Origin of the sequence: Phocaeicola intestinalis (genome assembly GCF_014837065.1) — a bacterium.
In the GTDB taxonomy this organism is placed as follows: domain Bacteria; phylum Bacteroidota; class Bacteroidia; order Bacteroidales; family Bacteroidaceae; genus Phocaeicola; species Phocaeicola intestinalis.
Genome location: NZ_JACSPP010000005.1, coordinates 65467 through 85628 on the forward strand (window position 1 = coordinate 65467; position 20162 = coordinate 85628).

The 20162-nt window shown below is 43.0% G+C and carries 16 protein-coding genes and 1 tRNA gene; 8 read left to right on the forward strand and 9 right to left on the reverse strand.

What is annotated here, in order from left to right; genetic code table 11:
• Position 1: 1 nt before the first annotated feature.
• Together H9625_RS02890 and H9625_RS02895 are read right to left on the reverse strand one after the other, a co-directional pair.
• Positions 2-1225, reverse strand: a complete 1224-nt coding sequence (locus H9625_RS02890) for a site-specific integrase (RefSeq protein WP_072545349.1) — start codon at positions 1223-1225, stop codon at positions 2-4.
• A 404-nt stretch (positions 1226-1629) separates the two neighbouring features.
• Positions 1630-1703, reverse strand: a tRNA-Asp gene (locus H9625_RS02895).
• Positions 1704-1863: 160 nt separating this feature from the next.
• Here H9625_RS02895 and H9625_RS02900 point away from each other — a divergent pair.
• The 7 genes from H9625_RS02900 to rplI all read left to right on the forward strand — a co-directional run bounded on the left by H9625_RS02900 (position 1864) and on the right by rplI (position 8833).
• A complete protein-coding gene (locus H9625_RS02900; RefSeq protein ID WP_022039860.1) occupies positions 1864-2454 on the forward strand; it encodes a YqgE/AlgH family protein in 591 nt (196 codons plus the stop codon).
• Between the two features lie 423 nt (positions 2455-2877).
• Positions 2878-5037: an elongation factor G gene (locus H9625_RS02905; RefSeq protein ID WP_087213064.1), complete on the forward strand. Its 2160-nt coding sequence runs from the start codon at positions 2878-2880 to the stop codon at positions 5035-5037.
• A 262-nt stretch (positions 5038-5299) separates the two neighbouring features.
• Positions 5300-6859 carry a sensor histidine kinase gene (locus tag H9625_RS02910; protein WP_087213062.1) on the forward strand — a complete coding sequence of 520 codons (1560 nt, stop codon included), beginning with the start codon at positions 5300-5302 and terminating at the stop codon, positions 6857-6859.
• Position 6860: 1 nt separating this feature from the next.
• Complete coding sequence (gene rprY / locus H9625_RS02915; RefSeq protein WP_022039812.1) at positions 6861-7559, forward strand: response regulator transcription factor RprY; 699 nt, start codon at positions 6861-6863, stop codon at positions 7557-7559.
• 187 nt (positions 7560-7746) lie between these two features.
• Entirely contained in the window at positions 7747-8094 is a 348-nt protein-coding gene (rpsF, locus tag H9625_RS02920; RefSeq protein WP_022040809.1) for a 30S ribosomal protein S6, read from the forward strand.
• A 2-nt stretch (positions 8095-8096) separates the two neighbouring features.
• Complete coding sequence (gene rpsR / locus H9625_RS02925) at positions 8097-8366, forward strand: 30S ribosomal protein S18 (RefSeq protein WP_022040810.1); 270 nt, start codon at positions 8097-8099, stop codon at positions 8364-8366.
• A 17-nt stretch (positions 8367-8383) separates the two neighbouring features.
• Complete coding sequence (rplI, locus tag H9625_RS02930; protein WP_022040811.1) at positions 8384-8833, forward strand: 50S ribosomal protein L9; 450 nt, start codon at positions 8384-8386, stop codon at positions 8831-8833.
• Between the two features lie 255 nt (positions 8834-9088).
• On the opposite strand, the gene H9625_RS02935 is transcribed toward rplI, so the two are convergent.
• The 3 genes from H9625_RS02935 to H9625_RS02945 all read right to left on the reverse strand — a co-directional run bounded on the left by H9625_RS02935 (position 9089) and on the right by H9625_RS02945 (position 12338).
• Complete coding sequence (locus H9625_RS02935; RefSeq protein WP_191762950.1) at positions 9089-9379, reverse strand: hypothetical protein; 291 nt, start codon at positions 9377-9379, stop codon at positions 9089-9091.
• Positions 9380-9545: 166 nt separating this feature from the next.
• The gene (locus H9625_RS02940) at positions 9546-9938 is read right to left on the reverse strand and encodes a DUF1573 domain-containing protein (RefSeq protein ID WP_022038991.1); all 393 of its coding nucleotides are present in this window, start codon (positions 9936-9938) and stop codon (positions 9546-9548) included.
• Between the two features lie 183 nt (positions 9939-10121).
• A complete protein-coding gene (locus H9625_RS02945) occupies positions 10122-12338 on the reverse strand; it encodes a RelA/SpoT family protein (protein ID WP_191762951.1) in 2217 nt (738 codons plus the stop codon).
• A 204-nt stretch (positions 12339-12542) separates the two neighbouring features.
• On the opposite strand from H9625_RS02945, the gene H9625_RS02950 reads away from it, so the two are divergent.
• A complete protein-coding gene (locus tag H9625_RS02950; protein WP_191762952.1) occupies positions 12543-14066 on the forward strand; it encodes a DUF4301 family protein in 1524 nt (507 codons plus the stop codon).
• A 208-nt stretch (positions 14067-14274) separates the two neighbouring features.
• On the opposite strand, the gene H9625_RS02955 is transcribed toward H9625_RS02950, so the two are convergent.
• The 4 genes from H9625_RS02955 to H9625_RS02970 all read right to left on the reverse strand — a co-directional run bounded on the left by H9625_RS02955 (position 14275) and on the right by H9625_RS02970 (position 19906).
• Positions 14275-14763 carry a DUF4890 domain-containing protein gene (locus H9625_RS02955; RefSeq protein ID WP_191762953.1) on the reverse strand — a complete coding sequence of 163 codons (489 nt, stop codon included), beginning with the start codon at positions 14761-14763 and terminating at the stop codon, positions 14275-14277.
• A 165-nt stretch (positions 14764-14928) separates the two neighbouring features.
• The gene (locus H9625_RS02960) at positions 14929-16560 is read right to left on the reverse strand and encodes an RluA family pseudouridine synthase (RefSeq protein ID WP_191762954.1); all 1632 of its coding nucleotides are present in this window, start codon (positions 16558-16560) and stop codon (positions 14929-14931) included.
• A 51-nt stretch (positions 16561-16611) separates the two neighbouring features.
• Positions 16612-17436 carry a 4-(cytidine 5'-diphospho)-2-C-methyl-D-erythritol kinase gene (ispE, locus tag H9625_RS02965; protein WP_191762955.1) on the reverse strand — a complete coding sequence of 275 codons (825 nt, stop codon included), beginning with the start codon at positions 17434-17436 and terminating at the stop codon, positions 16612-16614.
• Between the two features lie 121 nt (positions 17437-17557).
• Entirely contained in the window at positions 17558-19906 is a 2349-nt protein-coding gene (locus tag H9625_RS02970) for a glycoside hydrolase family 3 N-terminal domain-containing protein (RefSeq protein ID WP_191762956.1), read from the reverse strand.
• Positions 19907-20162 lie beyond the last annotated feature (256 nt).

Below are 20162 nucleotides of genomic sequence, written 5' to 3' on the forward strand. Positions count from 1 at the left end.
TCTATAATGCGTTCATGGATACATGCAGCCTGTCGGAAAGGGCTTCCATCTCGCTGCCGCTTTTCTGGTTGATTACCTTCGCGTAGATTTGCGTAGTGCGAATATTAGTATGTCCCAACATTTTTGATACGGATTCTATTGATACTCCGTTAGTTAGCGTAACGGTTGTGGCGAACGTGTGTCTTGCGAGGTGATAGGTCAGATTCTTCCTAATTCCGCAAATATCAGCGAGTTCCTTCAGATATGCGTTCATCTTCTGATTGCTCGGCATGGGCAGGGCACGGTGGTCGGGCTGTTTACCCTTGTACTTTTGCAGGATGCGCAGGGGAATGTCCAACAGGCGCACGTTGATGGGCACACCGGTCTTATGGCGCTTGGAGATAATCCAATAGTTGCCGTCCAGATACTTCTGGATATGTTCGTCTTTGAGCAGATATACGTCTATGTACGCCAACCCCGTCCAACAGGAAAATACAAAGACGTCGCGCACCCGTTGCAGGCGTTCCACTTCAATCTCCTTGTCCATAATGCTCTGGAGTTCGTCCATTGTCAGAAAGCCTTTGTCCACCTGAACGAAGGTGATGGGCTGCGTGAATGGGTTGAACTGGATAAGACCGGCGTTCCTTGCGCGGGTAACGGCTTTCTTGAACAGTTGCATCATCTTCGAGGTGGCGTTGTGGCCGACCTTCTTGTCCACACGCAGGAAGTTGCGGAAGCCGTTGATAAATTCCTCGTTGATTTCCGTCAATGGAATGTCTTTATACTTTTCTTTCCTGAACCTGAACTGAATGTATTCTTCCATACGGCGGTATGTCAGGTCGTATTTCTTGTAGGTGTTCTGTGAGAGCGACGTGCCCACTTCCTTCCGCTTTTCCTCGTTCATCTTCTTGAACACGGTCAGCAGCGTGTTGGCTTTCGTTTCAATGCCCAGATAGATGTTCTTCAGCTTCAGCGGTGAAGGGTAGCGGTTGTTTTCGATTTCCTTTTCGTAGATGCGGGTAATGTCGGTCTTGATTTTCTCTATCTGCGTGCGCAAATACACCGCCGTCGCACTACGACCGACTACGCCACCGTCCTTCCACATCTTCTTATCCACCATTAACTGTGAGTTGAACTGTACCTGTTCGCTGTCAATGGTGATGCGAACCATGATAGGATACTGCTTGTCCTTTCCCTGTTCCCTTTTCCTTGCGTAACAAAGTACGCTGAATGTGTTCCGTTTCATGCGCTTTTAAGTTTTTTGTTGCAAAAATACTGTTTGACAATCACTTGACGCAATCCACAGGCGGACACTTGGCGGCTATGAAACAGACATTTGAGGGTCATTGTCGTGTATCCTCATGAAATGAATCGTAAACGTGCCGGTTGTTTCCTTTTTCTGCTCAGGATTTTAGGTTACGGCGTGTCGATAAAATTGAACGTAAACAACGACAAATCAACGACATATCTACGAAGTCGTAACCAAAATTCCCGTTTTTTTTCTTGGTTACGATTTGGTTACTCGATTTGTCCAATTTTCGACTTCCAACGGGGTATTCATCTGTCGTGGTATAACAAAAAAATATCCCCAAAGTTACTGACTTTGAGGATATTGTCTTCGACTTTCTTATTTCAGTCTTTTTTCGTAAGCGGTGCGTACGGGACTCGAACCCGTGACCCCATGCGTGACAGGCATGTATTCTAACCAACTGAACTAACGCACCATTTTGTTTTTCTTTCGTTGCTACCTCTCTCGATTGCGATGCAAAGGTACAATGTTTTTTGTAATTTCCAAACTTTTAGGAGATGTTTTTTAGAAAAAAGTTAAAAAGCTTTTGAGTATCAGAATAAAAAGCTATATTAGTAGATAAAAAGAAATGTAATATGGATATGCGCATTTTTCAGGTACACTCAAATAAGGCGCTTCCACATGTAGGAAGTATTCTTATTGCTTCTCCGCTATTGTATGATTATCATTTTGCACGTTCCGTTGTTTTGATGGTGACACATAACATAGAAGGAAGTATGGGTATTGTGATGAATAAAAATTTCAGATACCTTATTGCACTGAACCAGTTAGTGCCGAAATTGGCAGCTGTGCCTGCTATCCCGATATTTAAAGGAGGACCTGTTGATCGTGATACGATTTTCTTTTTGCATGTGCTTGGCCATTTAAAAGGTGCTTTAGACTTAGGAAACGGGCTTTATCTGAATGGTGATTTCTCGGCGGTGATACAATATATCTTGAATGGAAATCCGGTAGAGGGGTTTATCCGTTTTTTTGCTGGTTATGCGGGTTGGGAACATGAACAGTTGGAAAAAGAAATAGATGATGATTCGTGGATGGTAGGTGAGGGAACTAAAACTCATCTGTTGGATGAAGATTATCATAATCTTTGGTTCAATAGTATGAATGAGCTTGGGAAGCCTTATAGTTTATGGGCTACTTATCCTCAATATCCGTCTTGTAACTGAAGAAAAGGATGGACCCGATTCTGCTAAAATAATGATATAGGGTCATTCGCTGTAAGATTATTAATCTTCCGTTTGGAAGATTAATAATCTTACACCAGACGAAGTTATCTGCGTTGGGAGAAGCGGTGAACGGAATGGAGGCAGCATGCTGGAACTGTGACATCAACAAAATGCACAAATTCATACCGCGCATAGTATAACTGGAATGGCTTATGAAGTATATCTTTGTTTTGAAGGTCTATCAAAAGGTATATCAATTGGAGGGAATACGGAGATTTCATAAGATAAAATCTGTCTTAAAACATAGTTTAGTAACACTGGCTAAAACATTGCATTTCTCGACATTAATTCCTAATTTGCACCCCATTAAGTAAGAGATATGAAAAGCATATCCTTTTGTTGTTTATTAAAATCTTGAATACCATGAAAGTATATCAGACTAACGAAATTAAAAACATTGCGTTGCTTGGCAACGATGGATCAGGTAAAACCACTCTCACAGAAGCGTTGCTCTATGAGAGTGGGGTTATAAAACGTCGCGGAAGAATTACTGCTAAAAATACAGTTAGTGACTATTTCCCGGTAGAACAGGAATATGGATATTCTGTTTTTTCTACTGTTTATCATGTAGAGTGGAATGGCAAGAAGTTGAATATTATTGATTGTCCGGGAAGTGACGACTTTGTTGGTGCCGCCATTACGGCCCTAAATGTAACTGATACGGCTGTTTTGTTGTTGAATGGTCAATGTGGACCAGAGGTCGGTACGCAGAACCATTTCCGTTATACGGAAAAATTGGGTAAACCTGTCATATTTTTAGTTAATCAGTTGGATAGTGAAAAATGTGATTTTGATCGTGTGCTGGAGCAATTGAAGGAAAATTATGGTTCCAAGGTGGTGCCAGTGCAATATCCTATCAGTACAGGTCCCGATTTTAATTCGTTGATTGATGTACTTTTAATGAAAAAATATTCTTGGAAACCGGAAGGCGGTGAGCCGACGATTGAAGAAATTCCTGCTGAAGAAATGGAAAAGGCTCAGGCATGGCATAAAATATTGGTAGAAGCTGCAGCTGAACATGATGAGACTTTGATGGAGAAATTTTTTGAGTCGGATTCACTTACCGAGGATGAAATGCGTGAAGGTATCCGTAAGGGGCTGATTGCACGAGGAATGTTCCCTGTATTTTGTGTTTGTGCAGGGAAAGATATGGGCGTTCGTCGTTTGATGGAGTTTTTAGGCAATGTGGTTCCTTTTGTAGATGAAATGCCGGTGGTTCATAATACACGTGGAGTGCCTGTTCCCCCCGATGCAAATGGCGCTACTTCATTGTATTTTTTCAAGACGGCTGTAGAGCCGCATATTGGTGATGTGCAATATTTTAAGGTAATGAGTGGCGTGGTGCATGAAGGCGATGACTTGACTAATGCTGACCGTGGCTCGAAAGAACGTATGGCACAGTTGTATGTATGTGCCGGCTCGATACGTGAAAAAGTGGAAGAACTTCGTGCCGGTGATATTGGCTGTACGGTAAAACTGAAAGATGTAAAGACCGGAAATACATTGAATGGTAAAGACTGTGACAATCGTTTCAACTTTATCAAATATCCCAATCCGAAGTATACTCGTGCCATTAAACCGGTGAATGAGGCGGATATGGAAAAGATGATGTCAATTTTAAACCGTATGCGTGAAGAAGACCCGACATGGGTTATCGAACAGTCGAAAGAATTGAGGCAGATTTTAGTTCATGGCCAAGGGGAATTTCATTTGCGTACGTTAAAATGGCGTTTGGAGAATAATGAAAAATTGCCTGTACAGTTTATTGAGGCTAAAATTCCTTATCGGGAGACTATTACGAAGGCAGCACGTGCCGATTATCGTCACAAGAAGCAATCGGGTGGGGCAGGACAGTTCGGTGAAGTGCATCTGATTGTAGAGCCTTATTATGAAGGAATGCCTGCTCCAGACGTCTATAGGTTTAACGGCCAGGAATTTAAGGTTACAGTAAAAGGAACTGAAACCATTGATTTGGAATGGGGCGGAAAGTTGGTATTTATTAATAGTGTGGTAGGTGGTGCTATTGATGCCCGTTTTATGCCTGCTATATTAAAAGGTATTATGAGCCGTATGGAACAAGGACCGTTGACTGGGTCATACGCCCGGGATGTGCGGGTTATTGTTTATGATGGTAAAATGCATCCGGTCGATTCAAATGAAATTTCTTTTATGCTGGCAGGGCGTCATGCTTTCAGTGAGGCGTTTAAGAATGCAGGTCCCAAAATATTGGAGCCTATTTATGATGTGGAAGTGTTCTGTCCGAGTGATAAGTTAGGTGATGTAATGAGCGATATGCAAGGTCGTCGGGGCATGATTATGGGTATGAGTAGTGAGAAAGGCTACGAAAAACTGGCTGCCAAAGTACCTTTGAAAGAAATGTCTAATTATTCTACTGCATTGAGCTCGTTGACAGGAGGACGCGCCTCATTCATTATGAAGTTTGCAAGTTATGAGTTGGTTCCAACTGATGTTCAGACGAAATTGATGAAAGAATTCGAAGAACAGGAAAAGGATGAAATGTAAGTAGCTTATTGTTTTCATACATTAAAAGGTCGTATTTCTTAAAATACGGCCTTTTTTTGTTTAACTAAACTTAAACTATTAGGGATATTTATTTGTTATTGATTTAAAATTTTATTAATTTTGCAACTGAGTAAGTGCTGATTGCTTCTGAAGTGCTTGTTTTGATATGTTAAATGGAATTTTCAGTTAATATAAGAGAATCTCGGATTAAAACATGTTAAGCAAGGTGTATTGTAACAGGTAGCGGTTTAATTTTGCCCTCATGAAAAAGTCAACTATTTGGATATTAGGAATCGTTATGGGATTGTCTTTTCTCAGTTTGCTGTATTTGCAGGTAAGCTATATAGAAGAGATGGTCAAGATGCGTAAGGAGCAGTTCGAAGAAAATGTAGGACGAAGCCTTGCTCAGGCAGTTCATAATTTGGAATTGGTAGAAACGAAAAAGTATTTGGAAAAAGATGTGGCTGCAACAGAACGCGCGGCACGTATTTCCGATCAGTTTCGTCAACAGACATTGGCTAAGGATAGTGACCGGGATGTGGTAGAACATCGCCGTTATACGGTGACTTCACCTGATGGGAGCACTTTCTCCAGTTTTGAATGGAAAACGATTATTAATCGTCCCTCCAGTGTGCCTAAGGTGATTATTTCGACCGGAAAGAATATTCCGCAGACTTCTCGAAACCTGCAGGAAATATTAAAGGAACGTTATGTTTACCAGCGTGCATTGTTGGACGAGGTGATTTACAATATTTTATATACGGCCAGTGACAAGCCGCTGAAGGAACGGATTAACTTTAAACAGCTGGATTATTATTTGAACTCAGAACTGAAAAACAATGGGGTAGATATACCTTATCATTTCACAGTAACTGATCGGGATGGGAAAGAAGTGTACCGATGTTCAGATTATGAATATGATAATGAAAAAATCTATTCCCGTTTGCTTTTTGAAAAAGATCCACCTGCTAAGATGGGATTTGTAAATGTATTTTTCCCGACAATGGATAATTACATTTTCAGTTCGGTGCGGTTTATGATACCTTCTATCATATTTACGCTGGTATTGCTGGTGACATTTATATTTACTATATATATTATTTTCCGTCAAAAGAAACTTACCGAAATCAAAAACGATTTTATTAATAACATGACGCATGAGTTCAAAACTCCGATTTCGACTATTTCTTTGGCTGCGCAAATGTTGAATGATCCGGCGGTAGGTAAATCTCCTGCAATGTTTAAACACATATCGGGAGTTATCAATGATGAGACAAAACGCTTGCGTTTTCAGGTGGAAAAGGTGTTGCAGATGTCTATGTTCGAGCGTCAGAAAGCAACATTAAAGAAGAAAGAAGTGGATGCCAATGAATTGATATACAATGTTACGAATACTTTCCGGTTGAAAGTGGAGAATTGTAACGGCGCGTTGGATGTTGCTTTGGATGCAGATGATCCGTTTATCTATGTAGACGAGATGCATTTTACGAATGTGATTTTTAACTTGCTTGACAATGCGTTAAAGTATAAGAAACCGGATGTCAATATCCATCTGAAAGTCCGTACGTGGAATGAGTCTGGTAAGCTTCATATATCTATTGAAGATAATGGCATTGGCATAAAGAAGGAAAACCTGAAAAAAATATTTGAGAAGTTCTACCGGGTTCATACCGGCAATTTGCATGATGTGAAGGGCTTTGGTTTGGGCTTGGCCTATGTGAAAAAGATCATTACAGATCACAAAGGTACGATTCGTGCCGAAAGTGAACTGAATGTGGGTACTAAATTTATTATTGTATTACCTTTATTTAAAGATGAATAAAATGGACGAGAAATTACGTATTTTGTTGTGCGAAGATGATGAGAATCTTGGCATGTTGTTAAGAGAATATTTACAGGCTAAAGGATATTCTGCCGAATTATTTCCGGATGGTGAAGCCGGTTATAAAGCTTTCTTGAAGAATAAGTATGATTTGTGTGTATTGGATGTTATGATGCCGAAGAAGGACGGCTTTACGCTAGCTCAGGAAATCCGGCAGGCAAATGCGGAAATTCCTATTATCTTCCTTACAGCAAAGACTTTGAAAGAAGATATTCTGGAAGGTTTTAAGATTGGTGCCGATGACTATATTACAAAACCGTTCAGTATGGAGGAATTGACGTTCCGTATCGAAGCTATCTTGCGTCGTGTGCGTGGTAAACGTAACAAAGAAAGCAATATGTACAAGATAGGCCGTTTTACTTTTGATACTCAAAAACAGATACTGTCTATAGGCGATAAGCAGACCAAGCTTACTACAAAGGAATCGGAATTGTTAGGACTGTTATGTGCACATGCCAACGAAATTCTTCAGCGTGATTTTGCCTTGAAAACCATTTGGATTGATGACAATTATTTCAATGCTCGCAGTATGGATGTGTATATCACCAAGTTGCGTAAGCATTTGAAAGAAGATGATTCGATAGAAATTATTAATATTCACGGAAAGGGATATAAGCTCATTACTCCCGAACAGGATTGATGTCTTTTATTGACAAGGTTCTTGGGACGCGGATTGGCATAGGGTGTATGTGTCTTTGGATGCAATTCTATGTCAATCCGTATTTTATACATAAAAAAGTGTACAAATGTTTGTGAATTAGAGAAAAAGTCGTAACTTTGCGCCGCAAATAAAAAAATAGTATTAATTAATTTAATTAACGAATAGTATGAATCAATACGAAACCGTTTTCATTTTGACTCCCGTTTTGTCTGATGCACAGATGAAGGAAGCGGTAGACAAGTTCAAGGCTATCCTGACTCAGGAAGGTGCTGAGATTATCAATGAGGAAAACTGGGGATTGAAGAAACTGGCTTATCCCATTCAGAAGAAATCTACGGGTTTTTACCAGCTTATCGAGTTTAAGGCTGATCCTTCGGTCATTGCGAAATTGGAAGTTAATTATCGCCGTGATGAGCGAGTAATCCGTTTCTTGACTTTCAGAATGGATAAGTATGCTGCAGAATATGCTGCAAAAAGAAGAAGTTTAAAATCAACTAAAAAGGAGGAAAATTAATTATGGCACAGCAACAATCAGAAATCAGATATTTAACTCCGCCCTCAGTAGATGTAAAGAAAAAGAAATATTGTCGTTTCAAAAAGAGTGGCATTAAGTATATTGACTATAAAGATCCTGAATTCTTGAAGAAATTCTTGAACGAACAGGGTAAAATTCTTCCGCGTCGTATTACCGGAACTTCTTTGAAATATCAGCGCCGTATCGCACAGGCTGTAAAGAGAGCCCGTCATTTGGCATTGCTGCCTTTTGTAACTGACTTGATGAAATAATATAAGGAGGAATAAGTATGGAAATAATTTTGAAAGAAGACGTAGCTAACTTGGGCTACAAGAATGATATTGTAACCGTGAAGTCTGGTTATGGCCGTAACTATCTTATTCCGACCGGCAAAGCTGTTATCGCTTCACCGTCTGCAAAGAAAATGTTGGCTGAAGAGTTGAAACAGCGTGCTCATAAATTGGAAAAGATCAAGAAAGATGCGGAAGCTGTTGCTGAATCATTGAAAGGTGTTTCATTGACAATCCCGACTAAGGTAAGTGCAACAGGTGTTATTTACGGTTCTGTTGGTAACATTCAGATTGCTGATGAACTGGCCAAGTTAGGACATAATATTGATCGTAAGATTATTGTAGTAAAAGACCAGGTTAAAGAGGTCGGTCATTACGTAGCTATAGTGAAACTGCATAAGGAAGTTTCTGTGGAAATTCCTTTTGAGGTAGTAGCAGAAGAGGCTTAATTGTTATATCTGTAATTACTTGATAAAGAGGCTGTCTTAAATAAATTTAGGACAGCCTCTTCTTGCTTATTTGGTTAACAGAATAGGATAGTTGTCTTGAGTCTGGTAGAGTTTGAATTTACCAAAAATGCTAGTAGATAAAAGAAGTTAGAAGGAGGCCAAAAGCCTTTTCAAGTGAACATAAGTGATAGGACTGACTTACTTATGTGAAACGGTCGAGTTACTTATATTAAACGGTCAACTCACTTATGTTCTTCAGAATACATGCTTTGTTTTTTTCTTTGACACATTTCGCACCGTTTCTGTAGAGACGATGTGTGCATCGTCTCTACTACGTGGCATATACAAAATGCACAAAGTAATACTGTGGGAAGTATAAGAAGCTGTTTTGAATTTCTCCAAAAAGTTTTTCTTGGCTTGATGTATCTGTTTTCGTGTGTGCTTTGGGCGATTTTTTGGTCCTTTTCGCTCCTGTTCTTCGTCAGATAGCCCGCTATCTTCCTCATCACAGAAGCGAAAATGCCTCAAAAACTCATCCCAAATCATCGCACGATAAATTCAAAACAGCTTCTAAATTATACAGATTGTTTTCTACAAAGCACTACTACTTTGTGTTTTCCTCCAAAGGCTGCTTGGGGGTATTCCAAAAACGTATGTTCCGGGAACGGTGTTTTGCAGAAATCAGATACGTCTGCAAATGCATTTGTAATATTTATTCGTTGTTGGAAGGAGTCATTTCGCCTTCTACGTAAAGGCGTACTACTTCTTGTTTAGCATTGGTTCGCAGGGTGATTGATTTGCGGAAGTGTCCGGGGAATTTGCCTGCTCCGTTATAAGTAATGATGATTTCTCCACTTTCACCAGGTTTGATGGGTTCTTTAGGATATTGTGGGACGGTGCATCCACACGATGCGATGGCTTGATGGATGACTAACGGACCGTTGCCTGTATTGGTGAATTTGAATTTACAGGTTACCTTCGGGCTATTTTCAGGAAAAGAACCGAAATTGTGTGTCGTTTCATCGAATTTAATATCGGCAGTACCTGCTGCAATGGCAACTATTACCATCGCTACAAAACATAAGGTGGTAAGAATCTTTTTCATGGAATTTGCTTTATTTAAAAACGTTACAAAGTTAGTTTTTTTTCTGTTATCTGGATGTGTGTTAAGCGTTATAAAAATGAAAAATGCATATCTCACTAAATTTGTGGGATTAGCAATTGAAAATGAATGCGGGACGGGAAACACAGAACCTGTTTAATGTCCTGTGTTTCCCGTTCCATGATGTTATCCGCGGCTGATTTGTTTTACCCCTTTTACCGTTTTTATTTTCTTGATGAGTGCCTCCAGTTTATTGGTGTCGTCTACCATTATTGTAAGCATTCCTGAGAACAATCCATCGTTCGAATCGATACTGATGGAACGCAGCAGGATATTGTCTTCTTTGTTAATGATAGAAGTGATGTTGGTCACGATACCTATGTCGTCGTGCCCTACGATGCGCAGTGTGATAGGGTATTGTTTCCCTTGACTTTTTCCTGCCCATCGTGCACGTACGATGCGGTAAGGGAACCGTGCTTTCAGTTCAGGAGCGTTCGGGCAGTCGCACCGGTGTATTTTGATACCTCCCGAGATGGTAACGAAACCGAATACCTCATCACCGTAGATTGGGTTGCAGCAGCGTGCCAGCTTGAAATCGATGCCTTTCAAGTGCTGGTCGATGACCAGAACATCATCTTTGTACACGTTCTTTTCGTCTGTAGCTTGCTGTATGTTGAAATTTTCGGCACTTCGGTAAATCACTTCTTCGCGTTGATCGGTTTCTTTCCGTTGCATTTCCAGATAGTGATCTATCAATGTGTTGATATCTGTCGTTTCGTTGGCTATGCTTTGATAGAAATCGGTCACGGTTTTGAACCCAGATTTCTTGATGAGGCGCATCAGGATGGCTTCATCGTATTCTATTTTCCGGTTTTTGAATTTACGCTCCAAGGTTTCTCGTGCAAATTCGGTTTGTCGTGCCACCAGTTCCTTCAAGGCTTGGCGTATTTTGTTTCGGGCTTTCGAAGTCGTGACAAAATTCAGCCAGTCGCGTTTGGGTGTCTGTGTGGTAGAAGTCATGATTTCTACTTGGTCACCGCTGTTCAGGCTTTGTTTCAGTTGTACATTCCTGCCGTTTACTTTTGCTCCTACACAATGGCATCCCAAGTTAGAGTGAATGGCAAAAGCAAAATCCAGCACAGTGGCTCCTTGCGGGAGTTTGTACAAATCTCCTTTAGGACTAAACACGAATACTTCATCCTTGTACAGGTCCAGTTTGAACTGGTCGATGGTTTCGGCATCGTTGTCAGCATTTTCCAGTGTTTCCCGGATGGAGTTCAACCATTCGTCCAGTCCGCTTTCACCTTTGATGCCTTTATATCGCCAATGGGCAGCAAGTCCTTTTTCGGCTATTTCATCCATACGTTCGGTGCGTATCTGTACTTCCACCCATTTGCCTTCGGGTCCCATTACTGTAATGTGGAGTGACTCATATCCATTGCTTTTGGGCACGGAAAGCCAGTCGCGCAGACGTTTGGGATTGGGAAGGTACATATCAGTTACGATTGAGTATACTTGCCAGCACTCTTGTTTTTCTTTATCCAAAGGTGAGTCGAGGATAATCCGGATGGCAAACAGGTCGTACACACCTTCGAATGGACAGCCTTGTTTCTTCATCTTCTGATAGATGGAGTGAATGGTTTTTGTACGTCCTTTGATGTGGAATTTCAGCCCGCTCTCTTCCAGTTTTTTACGTACCGGTTCGATAAATTGCTGAATATAACGGTCGCGTGCAGCCTTGGTTGCATTCAACTTTTCCTTGATATGATAATATATGTCGTGCTGCGTGTACTTTAATGAGAGGTCTTCCAATTCTGATTTCAGTTTGTACAAGCCAAGCTTATGTGCCAATGGTGCATACAGATGGGCAGCTTCGTTGGACACGGCAAGCCGTGCCTCTTCGTTGGGACTTTCTTTGATTTGTCGCATTAAGTTTACACGGTCGGCGATCATGATGAGAATGACGCGCATGTCTTCGGCAAACGAAAGCAACAGATTCCGGAAGTTTTCCGATTCGATAGTTGGACTTTTTTCGTAAAGTTCATTTATTTTTACCAGACCGCGTATGATTCCTGCTACGTCTTCTCCGTAATTCTTTTGTACGGATTCAAGTGTGCATAAGTGGTATTTTACAGATTCATGCAGCATGATGCCTAGAATGGAGGCACGCCGCATACCGATTTCTTCTGCAACAATGATGGCTGTCTGCATATCTTTGATAATCGGGCTCATATTGAATGCGTTGCGGGGAATGCTTCCTGCCGACATGCTTTGGATCAGTTGCTTTTTCACGTTGCGGCAGTCATCTTTCTGTAAAGTGTCGCCAGACAATCGTAAAAGTCGTCTGTAAAGTGGCACAAGTTGTTTGTGCTCTTGTGGGGTAAAGAATGCTTGCTCTTCCATAATTTTATTAACATTAAGGAGGGAGAATGAAAGATGAAGTGTGTCATTGCGTAACAGTTTCTTCATTCTTTATTCTTAAATCTTCATTATTTCTTCGTAAAGTTACTTTTTTTCTTTATTATCTGTGCATAGTTGATGGTTTTTTTATATTTTTGGGGTGTGAATGCTTTATGGCAACTTATTCATTACTTAAATTTATCATATATGTTAACACACGAAGACAAAGAATTGTTGGCGAAGAAAGGCATTTCTGAGCAACAGATTGAAGAGCAGTTGGCTTGTTTCGAACATGGGTTTCCTTTTTTGCGTCTTGCAGCCGCTGCTTCAGTAGAAAATAATGGTATCATGGTAGCCGATGAGGCCATGCAGAAAAAATATCTGGCTGCATGGGATGCTTATAAGGATGGTGACCGCAAAATTGTGAAATTTGTTCCTGCATCGGGTGCGGCAAGCCGGATGTTCAAGAATATGTTTGAGTTTTTAGGAGCCGATTATGATGTGCCTACTACTGACTTCGAAAAGAAGTTTTTCGATCATATCCATAATTTTGCTTTCTACAATGATTTGAATGCAGCGTGTCTGGATAACACGGGAAAAGATATCAACGCATTGCTGGAAGAAAAAAATTACAAGGTTATTGTTTCGAATTTGCTTGAAGCTGCCGGACTGAATTATGGTTCACTTCCAAAGGGCTTGTTGAAGTTCCATCGATATGCTGACGGGGTACGTACGCCATTGGAAGAACATCTGGTAGAAGGTGCTTTGTATGCTGCCGGAAAAACCGGTAAGGTAAATGTACACTTCACTGTTTCTACCGAACATCGTGCATTGTTTGCCAAACTGGTGGATGCCAAAATCGGTGAATATGCGAAAAAGTATGAAGTGGAATATAATATTTCGTTCTCCGAACAGAAACCCAGTACAGATACTATCGCAGCAGACATGGACAACAAACCGTTCCGCGATGATAAAGGGAAGTTGGTATTCCGTCCGGGTGGTCATGGAGCATTGATTGAAAACCTGAATGATTTGGATGCCGATATTGTGTTTATCAAGAACATTGATAACGTGGTTCCGGACCGGTTGAAAGAAGATACTGTGACCTACAAAAAATTGTTGGCAGGTGTGCTGGTGACGCTTCAAAAACAAGCATTCGATTATTTGGAATTGCTGGATAGTGGTCATTATAGCCATGAACAACTTGAAAGTATTATTCGTTTCGTCCAGCAGCAGTTGCGTTGTCGCAAGGAAGACATCAAGGATATGGAAGATGCCGACCTGGTAATTTATCTGCGTAAGAAGCTTAATCGTCCGATGCGCGTGTGCGGTATGGTAAAGAATGTAGGTGAACCGGGTGGAGGACCGTTCCTGGCTTATAATCCGGATGGTACTGTTTCGTTGCAGATTCTGGAAAGTTCGCAGATTGATATGAAAGATCCGGAAAAGAAGGCGATGTTCGAAAAGGGAACACATTTCAATCCGGTGGATTTGGTATGTGCTGTGTGTGATTACAAAGGCAATAAGTTCAATTTGTTGGAACACGTCGATAAGGCTACTGGTTTTATCTCATACAAGTCGAAGAACGGTAAAGACTTGAAAGCGCTGGAGCTTCCGGGACTTTGGAACGGTTCGATGAGTGACTGGAGTACGGTATTTGTAGAAGTTCCGCTCAGTACCTTCAATCCGGTAAAGACTGTGAACGACCTGTTGCGTGAACAGCATCAGTGAAATCCTGCAGTTAGGGTTTACAGGCAAGACGAAAGCGATGTTGTTGCGTGGATCTTTTCGTAATTTGTAAGAAATAAGAGGCATCAGGACACGTATGTATCTTGATGCCTCTTTGACTGTTTATGGAAACTTTGTATGGGAAATGACGTCCATATCATGTCATGTGGCTTGTTTGCTGGAGTGTCTGTCATTTCCCTTGATTTTGCTGTTAACGGATGAGTTTTTCGGCAGGCAATGGGGCTTTTATTGGCAATTTTTCCGGACTAATCCGATGATGAGGTTTCGGATTTGGGCGAAAACAGAAGACTTTCTCTACCTGACGCATTGTCAAGATTTCTTTGAATTTCTTGTAATAAGTCTCTTGAATCTCAAGACATTTCTTTCTGCATTCAAAACGTGATAGCATAAATTTGTCCAGTTCATCATCGTTCAATTCTTTTTCACGAGCTCCTTTGGGGGCAGGCATGTCTTGTCGGCATTCTGCCAAGGCTGTAAGGTATTCTTTGTATAAGGGAAGGAATTTGGCTGAAGTCTCATCGTCCAGTAGCAGTTGTTTATCCATTTTTTCCACCTGACGCTCAATGCGTTGTTCGGGAGTCAGTCGTTTCCCGCGTTGGGGCTTTTCCTGAGCAAATAGAGAAGAACTGAAAAGTAGGGCACTTGTCAAAAGAATGTAGCAAAAATTAGTTGTTTTCATCTTGTCTGGGTTTTAAGTTATACATAACAACACGTATCAAGCATGAAGCCTCCCGGTACCGATTGAAAGCCGTACGCTTTTCGTGTCTTTATTTATCAGACAAGCTGTACAGGCAAAAGTTTACTGTCTGTTCAGTCATTTAAGCTTAAATTGTGTCATCGAGCTTTAAAATTCAGCTTCCTTGCAGAAGGTTATCAGTTGACCGGTTGCCGGATGCTCGAATGACAGTTCACTGGCATGCAGGTATAGGCGGTCGGCTTTTTTCCCATATAGCTCATCGCCTATGATGGGGCAATTCAGTCCGTCCGGATGAGCCGCATGGACGCGCAGTTGGTGAGTGCGTCCGGTGAGGGGATAGAATGCAATGCGGGTTTTTCCGTCTTTCCGTCCGAGCACTTTATAACGGGTAACGGCTGGTTTCCCGTATTCGGAATGCACCATTTGATAAGGACGATTGTCATAGTCGGGGCAAATAGGAAGGTTGATGATACCTTCATCTGTGGTTACGATGCCGTTCAGCCATGCTGTGTATCGTTTTTGTATCCGTCGGGAAGCGAACATTTTTTGTAGTGCATAATGGATTTCTTTGGTTTTGGCAACCAGCAACAATCCGGATGTAGCCATATCAAGGCGATGGACAATAAGTGGGCCTGTTGCGGTAGGATAAAGTGTATGCAGGCGGGTATAGACCGAATCTGTGGTCAGTTTGCCAGGTGTGGAAAGCATGCCTTCAGGCTTATTTACTACGATTAGCCATTCGTCTTCGTATACAATTTCCAGTTCTTTTTTCTTTGTCTCTCTTCCTGCCAAGGGATTGGGTTCTACCTGTAATCCGATAAGCATGTGTTTCAGTATGGGTTCACATTTATTCTTGCACGAGGGATAGAAATGTCCTTCGTGTCGGATTTCTTCTTTGGGAGATTCGCCGATCCAAAATTCTCCCATGGCTAAAGGGTGAAAGTTATGTTGGTAGGCATATTGCAGAAGTTTGGGTAAGGCACATTCGCCCGCTCCGGCAGGGGGAGTGCCTTGCGGGGTTTCGTGAAAGATTTGGCAAAGGTCTTTTTCTTCTCCTTGGGCATTGAGCATGCGGAATTGTTCGAACAGCTTTTGCTGGAGTGCTGCCGAGCGGATTTTCCGTTCGTGTTTTAAGTTTTGTATTTGATTTTCGAAAACCGAGAGAGAGGTTTTCAGTTCCTCTTCCTGTAGCTTTAGCCTTTTTTCCAGACGTTTGTATTCGGCTTTTTGGAACTGGCTTTCTTTGATAAGTTGGGCTTCTTCTTCGGGTGAAATTCCTTTTTTCCGCTTCTCTTCGCGCAAAAGCTTAGCTCGTTTCATCTCATCTTTGGCTTTCGCCAATGCCTCTTGGCTGGTCTGCATGTTGATTTGACAGGCATGTTGCAGATGCAGGTAGGTTTCCTCTTTTTCCAATGCTTCGATGCGCCGGTTGATGTCAGATATTTCACTTTCTTCTAATTTGAAGAATCCATCGGGGCGCAAGAGGTCGTATACCGGAGGCACGAATCCATTCTGCCGGTTATTTTGGGCAAGGTTTCCCGAGAAGGCCGTCAGGTAGCCCACATTCCCTTCTTTGTCTTGTATCAGAAGCACGCCGAACATCTTTCCTTTACTCAATTCCTCTTCCCAATCGGAACGGGTACGAAGATAGACTTGTACTTCGTGTGCTGCCATTTGCACCAAGGGGTGAGGGGTGTAATGGAAGGGATATGTGAATGCCGAAGGCAAAGGAATGCCTTCGATGGGCGATGTAAAACGATGGATGTTTGGGTCGCTCATAGGTGGCGGATTTTTATGTGAACTCCGCGTCTCTGCGTTCTCATCATATTGTTAAATCATTTCTCGTTGGCGGCAAAAGTATCCGCTGAAAATGGCGTCTATGTTCTCAATCCGTTCGCGGAAGATGCCGTAAACGGCTGACCCGGAACCTGTCATCGAGGCATATACGGCTCCCAAGTCGTACATTTTGTCTTTGATGGCGGCTATTTCGGGATAGAGGGCGAACACCGATTCTTCGAAGTCATTTTTTAATTCGTCTTTCCAAGTCTCTACGGGCTGGCGGATGATTTCTTTCACCGATTTTTCCGGATAATGCGGCTTGATACGGCTATAGGCTTCGCTGGTCGAGATTGCGTTTTGCGGTTTGACCAATACCAGCCGATAATCGGCAAGTGTGCAAGTGACAGGTTCGAAGATATTTCCGATGCCGGTGGCAAATACGGGTTGGTTACGTACAAAGAAAGCGCAATCGGCTCCGATGCGTGCGGCATATTCTTCCATTTCCTGAACGGTCAGTCCGATTTGGAATTTTTCGTTCAATAGCTTAATCATGAAAGCTCCGTCGGCAGAGCCTCCTCCTAATCCGGCTCCGGTAGGGATATGTTTGTATAAATGGATGTCGACAGGAGGCAACTGGTATTTCTCGCGAAGCAAAAGGTAGGCTTTTACTACGAGGTTGTCTTCGGGTGCACCGTCGAGCAGAGTGCCTTTGACAGAAAGGCGGAAAGGTTCGTTTCTGTTCTCCAACCGGTTTACTTCGAGTGCGTCTTGCAGGTTTATCGGATAAAAGACGGTTTCAATGTTATGGTATCCGTCGGCACGTTTTTCTACGACGTTGAGGCCTAAGTTTATTTTGGCGTTAGGGAATGTTATCATGATATGATGTTTTTGATTAATGTTTTGCCAAAGATACGATTTATTTAAACACAAAGACACGGAGACGCAGAGTTTTTTATTTTTTTCTCCGTGTCTCCGTGCCTTTGTGTTCGATTATAGTTTATCGGTTAGGGGTATCCCACACCTTGGTTTGTGTGCATTGCAGGTCAATCCACTGGTCGCCGCACTTCACTTTGAAGTCGCCTTTTTCCAGCGTCCATTGCCCGTAATAGTTGACGAAAGCCAGGTCGCTTCCTTTCAATTTGATCGTGACGGTCTTGGTTTCGCCCGGATTCAGGAAAATCTTCTCGAAGTTGCGTAGGCGGATGTTGTCGGGCGTGCTGCTTGCCACCAGGTCTTTCGAGTAAAGCAATACGCTTTCCTTGCCTGCCACGCTTCCCGTGTTGGTCACATCTACGGTGAAGGTCAGTTCGTCATCGGCGGTGAATTGGGCTTTGTCTACCTTCAGGTTGCTGTATTTATAGGTAGTATAGCTCAGGCCGAATCCGAAAGGCCATTGGATATCCATGACCGAGTCATAATTGTAGTTCCCGCTCATTTGGCCGATGTTTTCGCACGGCTTGTAGTCGTAGGTAGCAAGGGCATTGATGTGTCTCGGATAGGTATAGGGCATTTTCGCACTGAAATTGGCATCTCCGGCAAGAAGGTTTGCCAAGGCATCTCCCCCGTAATTGCCCGGAAGCATTATGTTTATTACGGCTTTAGCCAGCGGCTCGATGTCCTTGATGAGACGCGGACGTCCTTCGTTCAGAATCAGGATGACAGGTTTCCCGGTCTCGGCCAATGCCTTTACCAGATCCTGCTGGTTTGCGGAGAGGTTCAGGTCGATCAGGTTGCCCGGAGTCTCGCAATACGAGTTTTCGCCGATGCAAGCGATGATGACATCGGCATTTTGAGCGGCGGCTACTGACTTGTCAATTTCCGGCGTGTTCTCTTCCCACCAGTTATCGTTCTTGTAGGGAGCGTAAGTTACGCCCGGTTCGTAGATGATGTTCTCTTTACCGAACTTGTTGCAAAGGGCTTCGTAGATGGTGTTGTATGCCTGGGCGCATTCGTCGGCACGGTGTCCCTGCCAGCTGTATGACCAGCCTCCGTTCAGGCACCGCATGGAGTTGGCGTTCGGGCCAGCCAGAAGAATCTTCTTGCCTTTGGCGAGCGGCAGGATGCCCCCTTCGTTCTTAAGCAGCACTTCCGACTCTTCGGCTGCCTGGAGGGCTACATCAGCAAATTCTTTTGAACCGAATTCCGGATAGTCTCCGGTGCTCCAGTAAGGCTTGTCGAAGAGTCCGAGACGGTATTTCAGGCGCAAGACGCGTGCTACGGCATCATCGATGCGGCTCATGGGCACTTCACCTTCTTCTACCAGTTCTTTCAGGTAATCGCAGAAGCTCACTTCGTAAGGCACCATCGACATGTCAATGCCGGCGTTGATGGCTATCTTGATGGCTTCCTTCTTGGTGGCGGCTATGTGGTCGCGGGTACACAGGTTGTTGATGTCCGCCCAGTCTGTAACCACCAGCCCGTCCCAATTCAAGTCTTCTTTCAGCCATTGGGTCAGGTATTCCCTGTTGGCATGGAAGGGCATGCCGTTGTCCACGCCCGAGTTGACCATCACGCTCAACGCCCCCTGGCGGACAGCTGCCAAATAAGGCGCGAAGTGCTTTTCGCGCATGTCGCTCCGCGAGATGGAAGAGGGCGTACGGTCCTTGCCCGAAACCGGAACGCCATAGCCCATATAGTGTTTCATACAGGCGGCTACGTTATATTTGCCGATGTGGTTCGGGTCTTCGCCTTGGAAGCCGATGACCGACGCTTTGCCCATTTCCGCATTCACGTAGCAGTCCTCTCCATAGTTCTCCCACATGCGCGACCAGCGCGGGTCTCTTCCCAAATCTACTACGGGAGCATACGTCCAGGGGATGCATCCCGCTTTGGTTTCGTATGCCGAGATTTCGGCTTCACGCTTTACCAGGTCCCGGTTGAATGTGGCTCCCATGTTGACACCTTGCGGGAACAGGGTTCCATCAAGCGTATAAGTGGTTCCGTGTATCTGGTCTACGCCATAGATGCAGGGGATTCCGATTTCCTTCATCGAAAGTTCCTGAATCTGCCTGATGGCTTCCGCCCATTTCTCTTTCGGCTGGGCAATGCTCAGGGGAACGTTCAGGAGCGAGCCGACCTTGTATTTCCCGATAACGGTATCCAGCTTGGCTTTGTCCAGGGTGAACCCGTCCTTTTGGCTCGCTTCGAAGTCGGTCACTACATCGATGGTGATTTCACACATCTGACCTATCTTTTCCTCGATGGTCATTTTCTTGAGCCAATTTTGGATGTTGGCTTCGATTTCGGGGTCAGAAGGGATGGCAGGCGGGACGGTTTGTCCTTCTGCACTTAAACAGGTTCCTGCACACAAAACAGAAGCCAGTGCAATGTTTTTTAGATGTTTCATGATATATTTGTTTATTGGTGTTGTTCAAAGATAAATCGTTCTTTTGTTTTTTCCAAGTAATGTCATTGGGGGTATTATCTTTTGATAAGATAGTATTATTGTATATGAATGTCCGCATTTAGTCAATCTATCTGAGTTGAAAACGCAGTAGTACTGCATCTGCCGATGAAGTATATATCCGTAAGCGAATGCAGTATATATTCAACCGCGTATGCAGTATATATTCATTTTTCAGGGGTATGCATTGGCTGTTTGC

What these genes read in the sequence shown, in the direction of transcription:
- H9625_RS02890 (WP_072545349.1), bottom strand. Translation starts at nt 1,225, where the DNA reads ATGAAACGGAACACATTCAGCGTACTTTGTTACGCAAGGAAAAGGGAA.
- H9625_RS02900 (WP_022039860.1), top strand. Translation starts at nt 1,864, where the DNA reads ATGGATATGCGCATTTTTCAGGTACACTCAAATAAGGCGCTTCCACAT.
- H9625_RS02905 (WP_087213064.1), top strand. Translation starts at nt 2,878, where the DNA reads ATGAAAGTATATCAGACTAACGAAATTAAAAACATTGCGTTGCTTGGC.
- H9625_RS02910 (WP_087213062.1), top strand. Translation starts at nt 5,300, where the DNA reads ATGAAAAAGTCAACTATTTGGATATTAGGAATCGTTATGGGATTGTCT.
- rprY (WP_022039812.1), top strand. Translation starts at nt 6,861, where the DNA reads ATGGACGAGAAATTACGTATTTTGTTGTGCGAAGATGATGAGAATCTT.
- rpsF (WP_022040809.1), top strand. Translation starts at nt 7,747, where the DNA reads ATGAATCAATACGAAACCGTTTTCATTTTGACTCCCGTTTTGTCTGAT.
- rpsR (WP_022040810.1), top strand. Translation starts at nt 8,097, where the DNA reads ATGGCACAGCAACAATCAGAAATCAGATATTTAACTCCGCCCTCAGTA.
- rplI (WP_022040811.1), top strand. Translation starts at nt 8,384, where the DNA reads ATGGAAATAATTTTGAAAGAAGACGTAGCTAACTTGGGCTACAAGAAT.
- H9625_RS02935 (WP_191762950.1), bottom strand. Translation starts at nt 9,379, where the DNA reads ATGATTTGGGATGAGTTTTTGAGGCATTTTCGCTTCTGTGATGAGGAA.
- H9625_RS02940 (WP_022038991.1), bottom strand. Translation starts at nt 9,938, where the DNA reads ATGAAAAAGATTCTTACCACCTTATGTTTTGTAGCGATGGTAATAGTT.
- H9625_RS02945 (WP_191762951.1), bottom strand. Translation starts at nt 12,338, where the DNA reads ATGGAAGAGCAAGCATTCTTTACCCCACAAGAGCACAAACAACTTGTG.
- H9625_RS02950 (WP_191762952.1), top strand. Translation starts at nt 12,543, where the DNA reads ATGTTAACACACGAAGACAAAGAATTGTTGGCGAAGAAAGGCATTTCT.
- H9625_RS02955 (WP_191762953.1), bottom strand. Translation starts at nt 14,763, where the DNA reads ATGAAAACAACTAATTTTTGCTACATTCTTTTGACAAGTGCCCTACTT.
- H9625_RS02960 (WP_191762954.1), bottom strand. Translation starts at nt 16,560, where the DNA reads ATGAGCGACCCAAACATCCATCGTTTTACATCGCCCATCGAAGGCATT.
- ispE (WP_191762955.1), bottom strand. Translation starts at nt 17,436, where the DNA reads ATGATAACATTCCCTAACGCCAAAATAAACTTAGGCCTCAACGTCGTA.
- H9625_RS02970 (WP_191762956.1), bottom strand. Translation starts at nt 19,906, where the DNA reads ATGAAACATCTAAAAAACATTGCACTGGCTTCTGTTTTGTGTGCAGGA.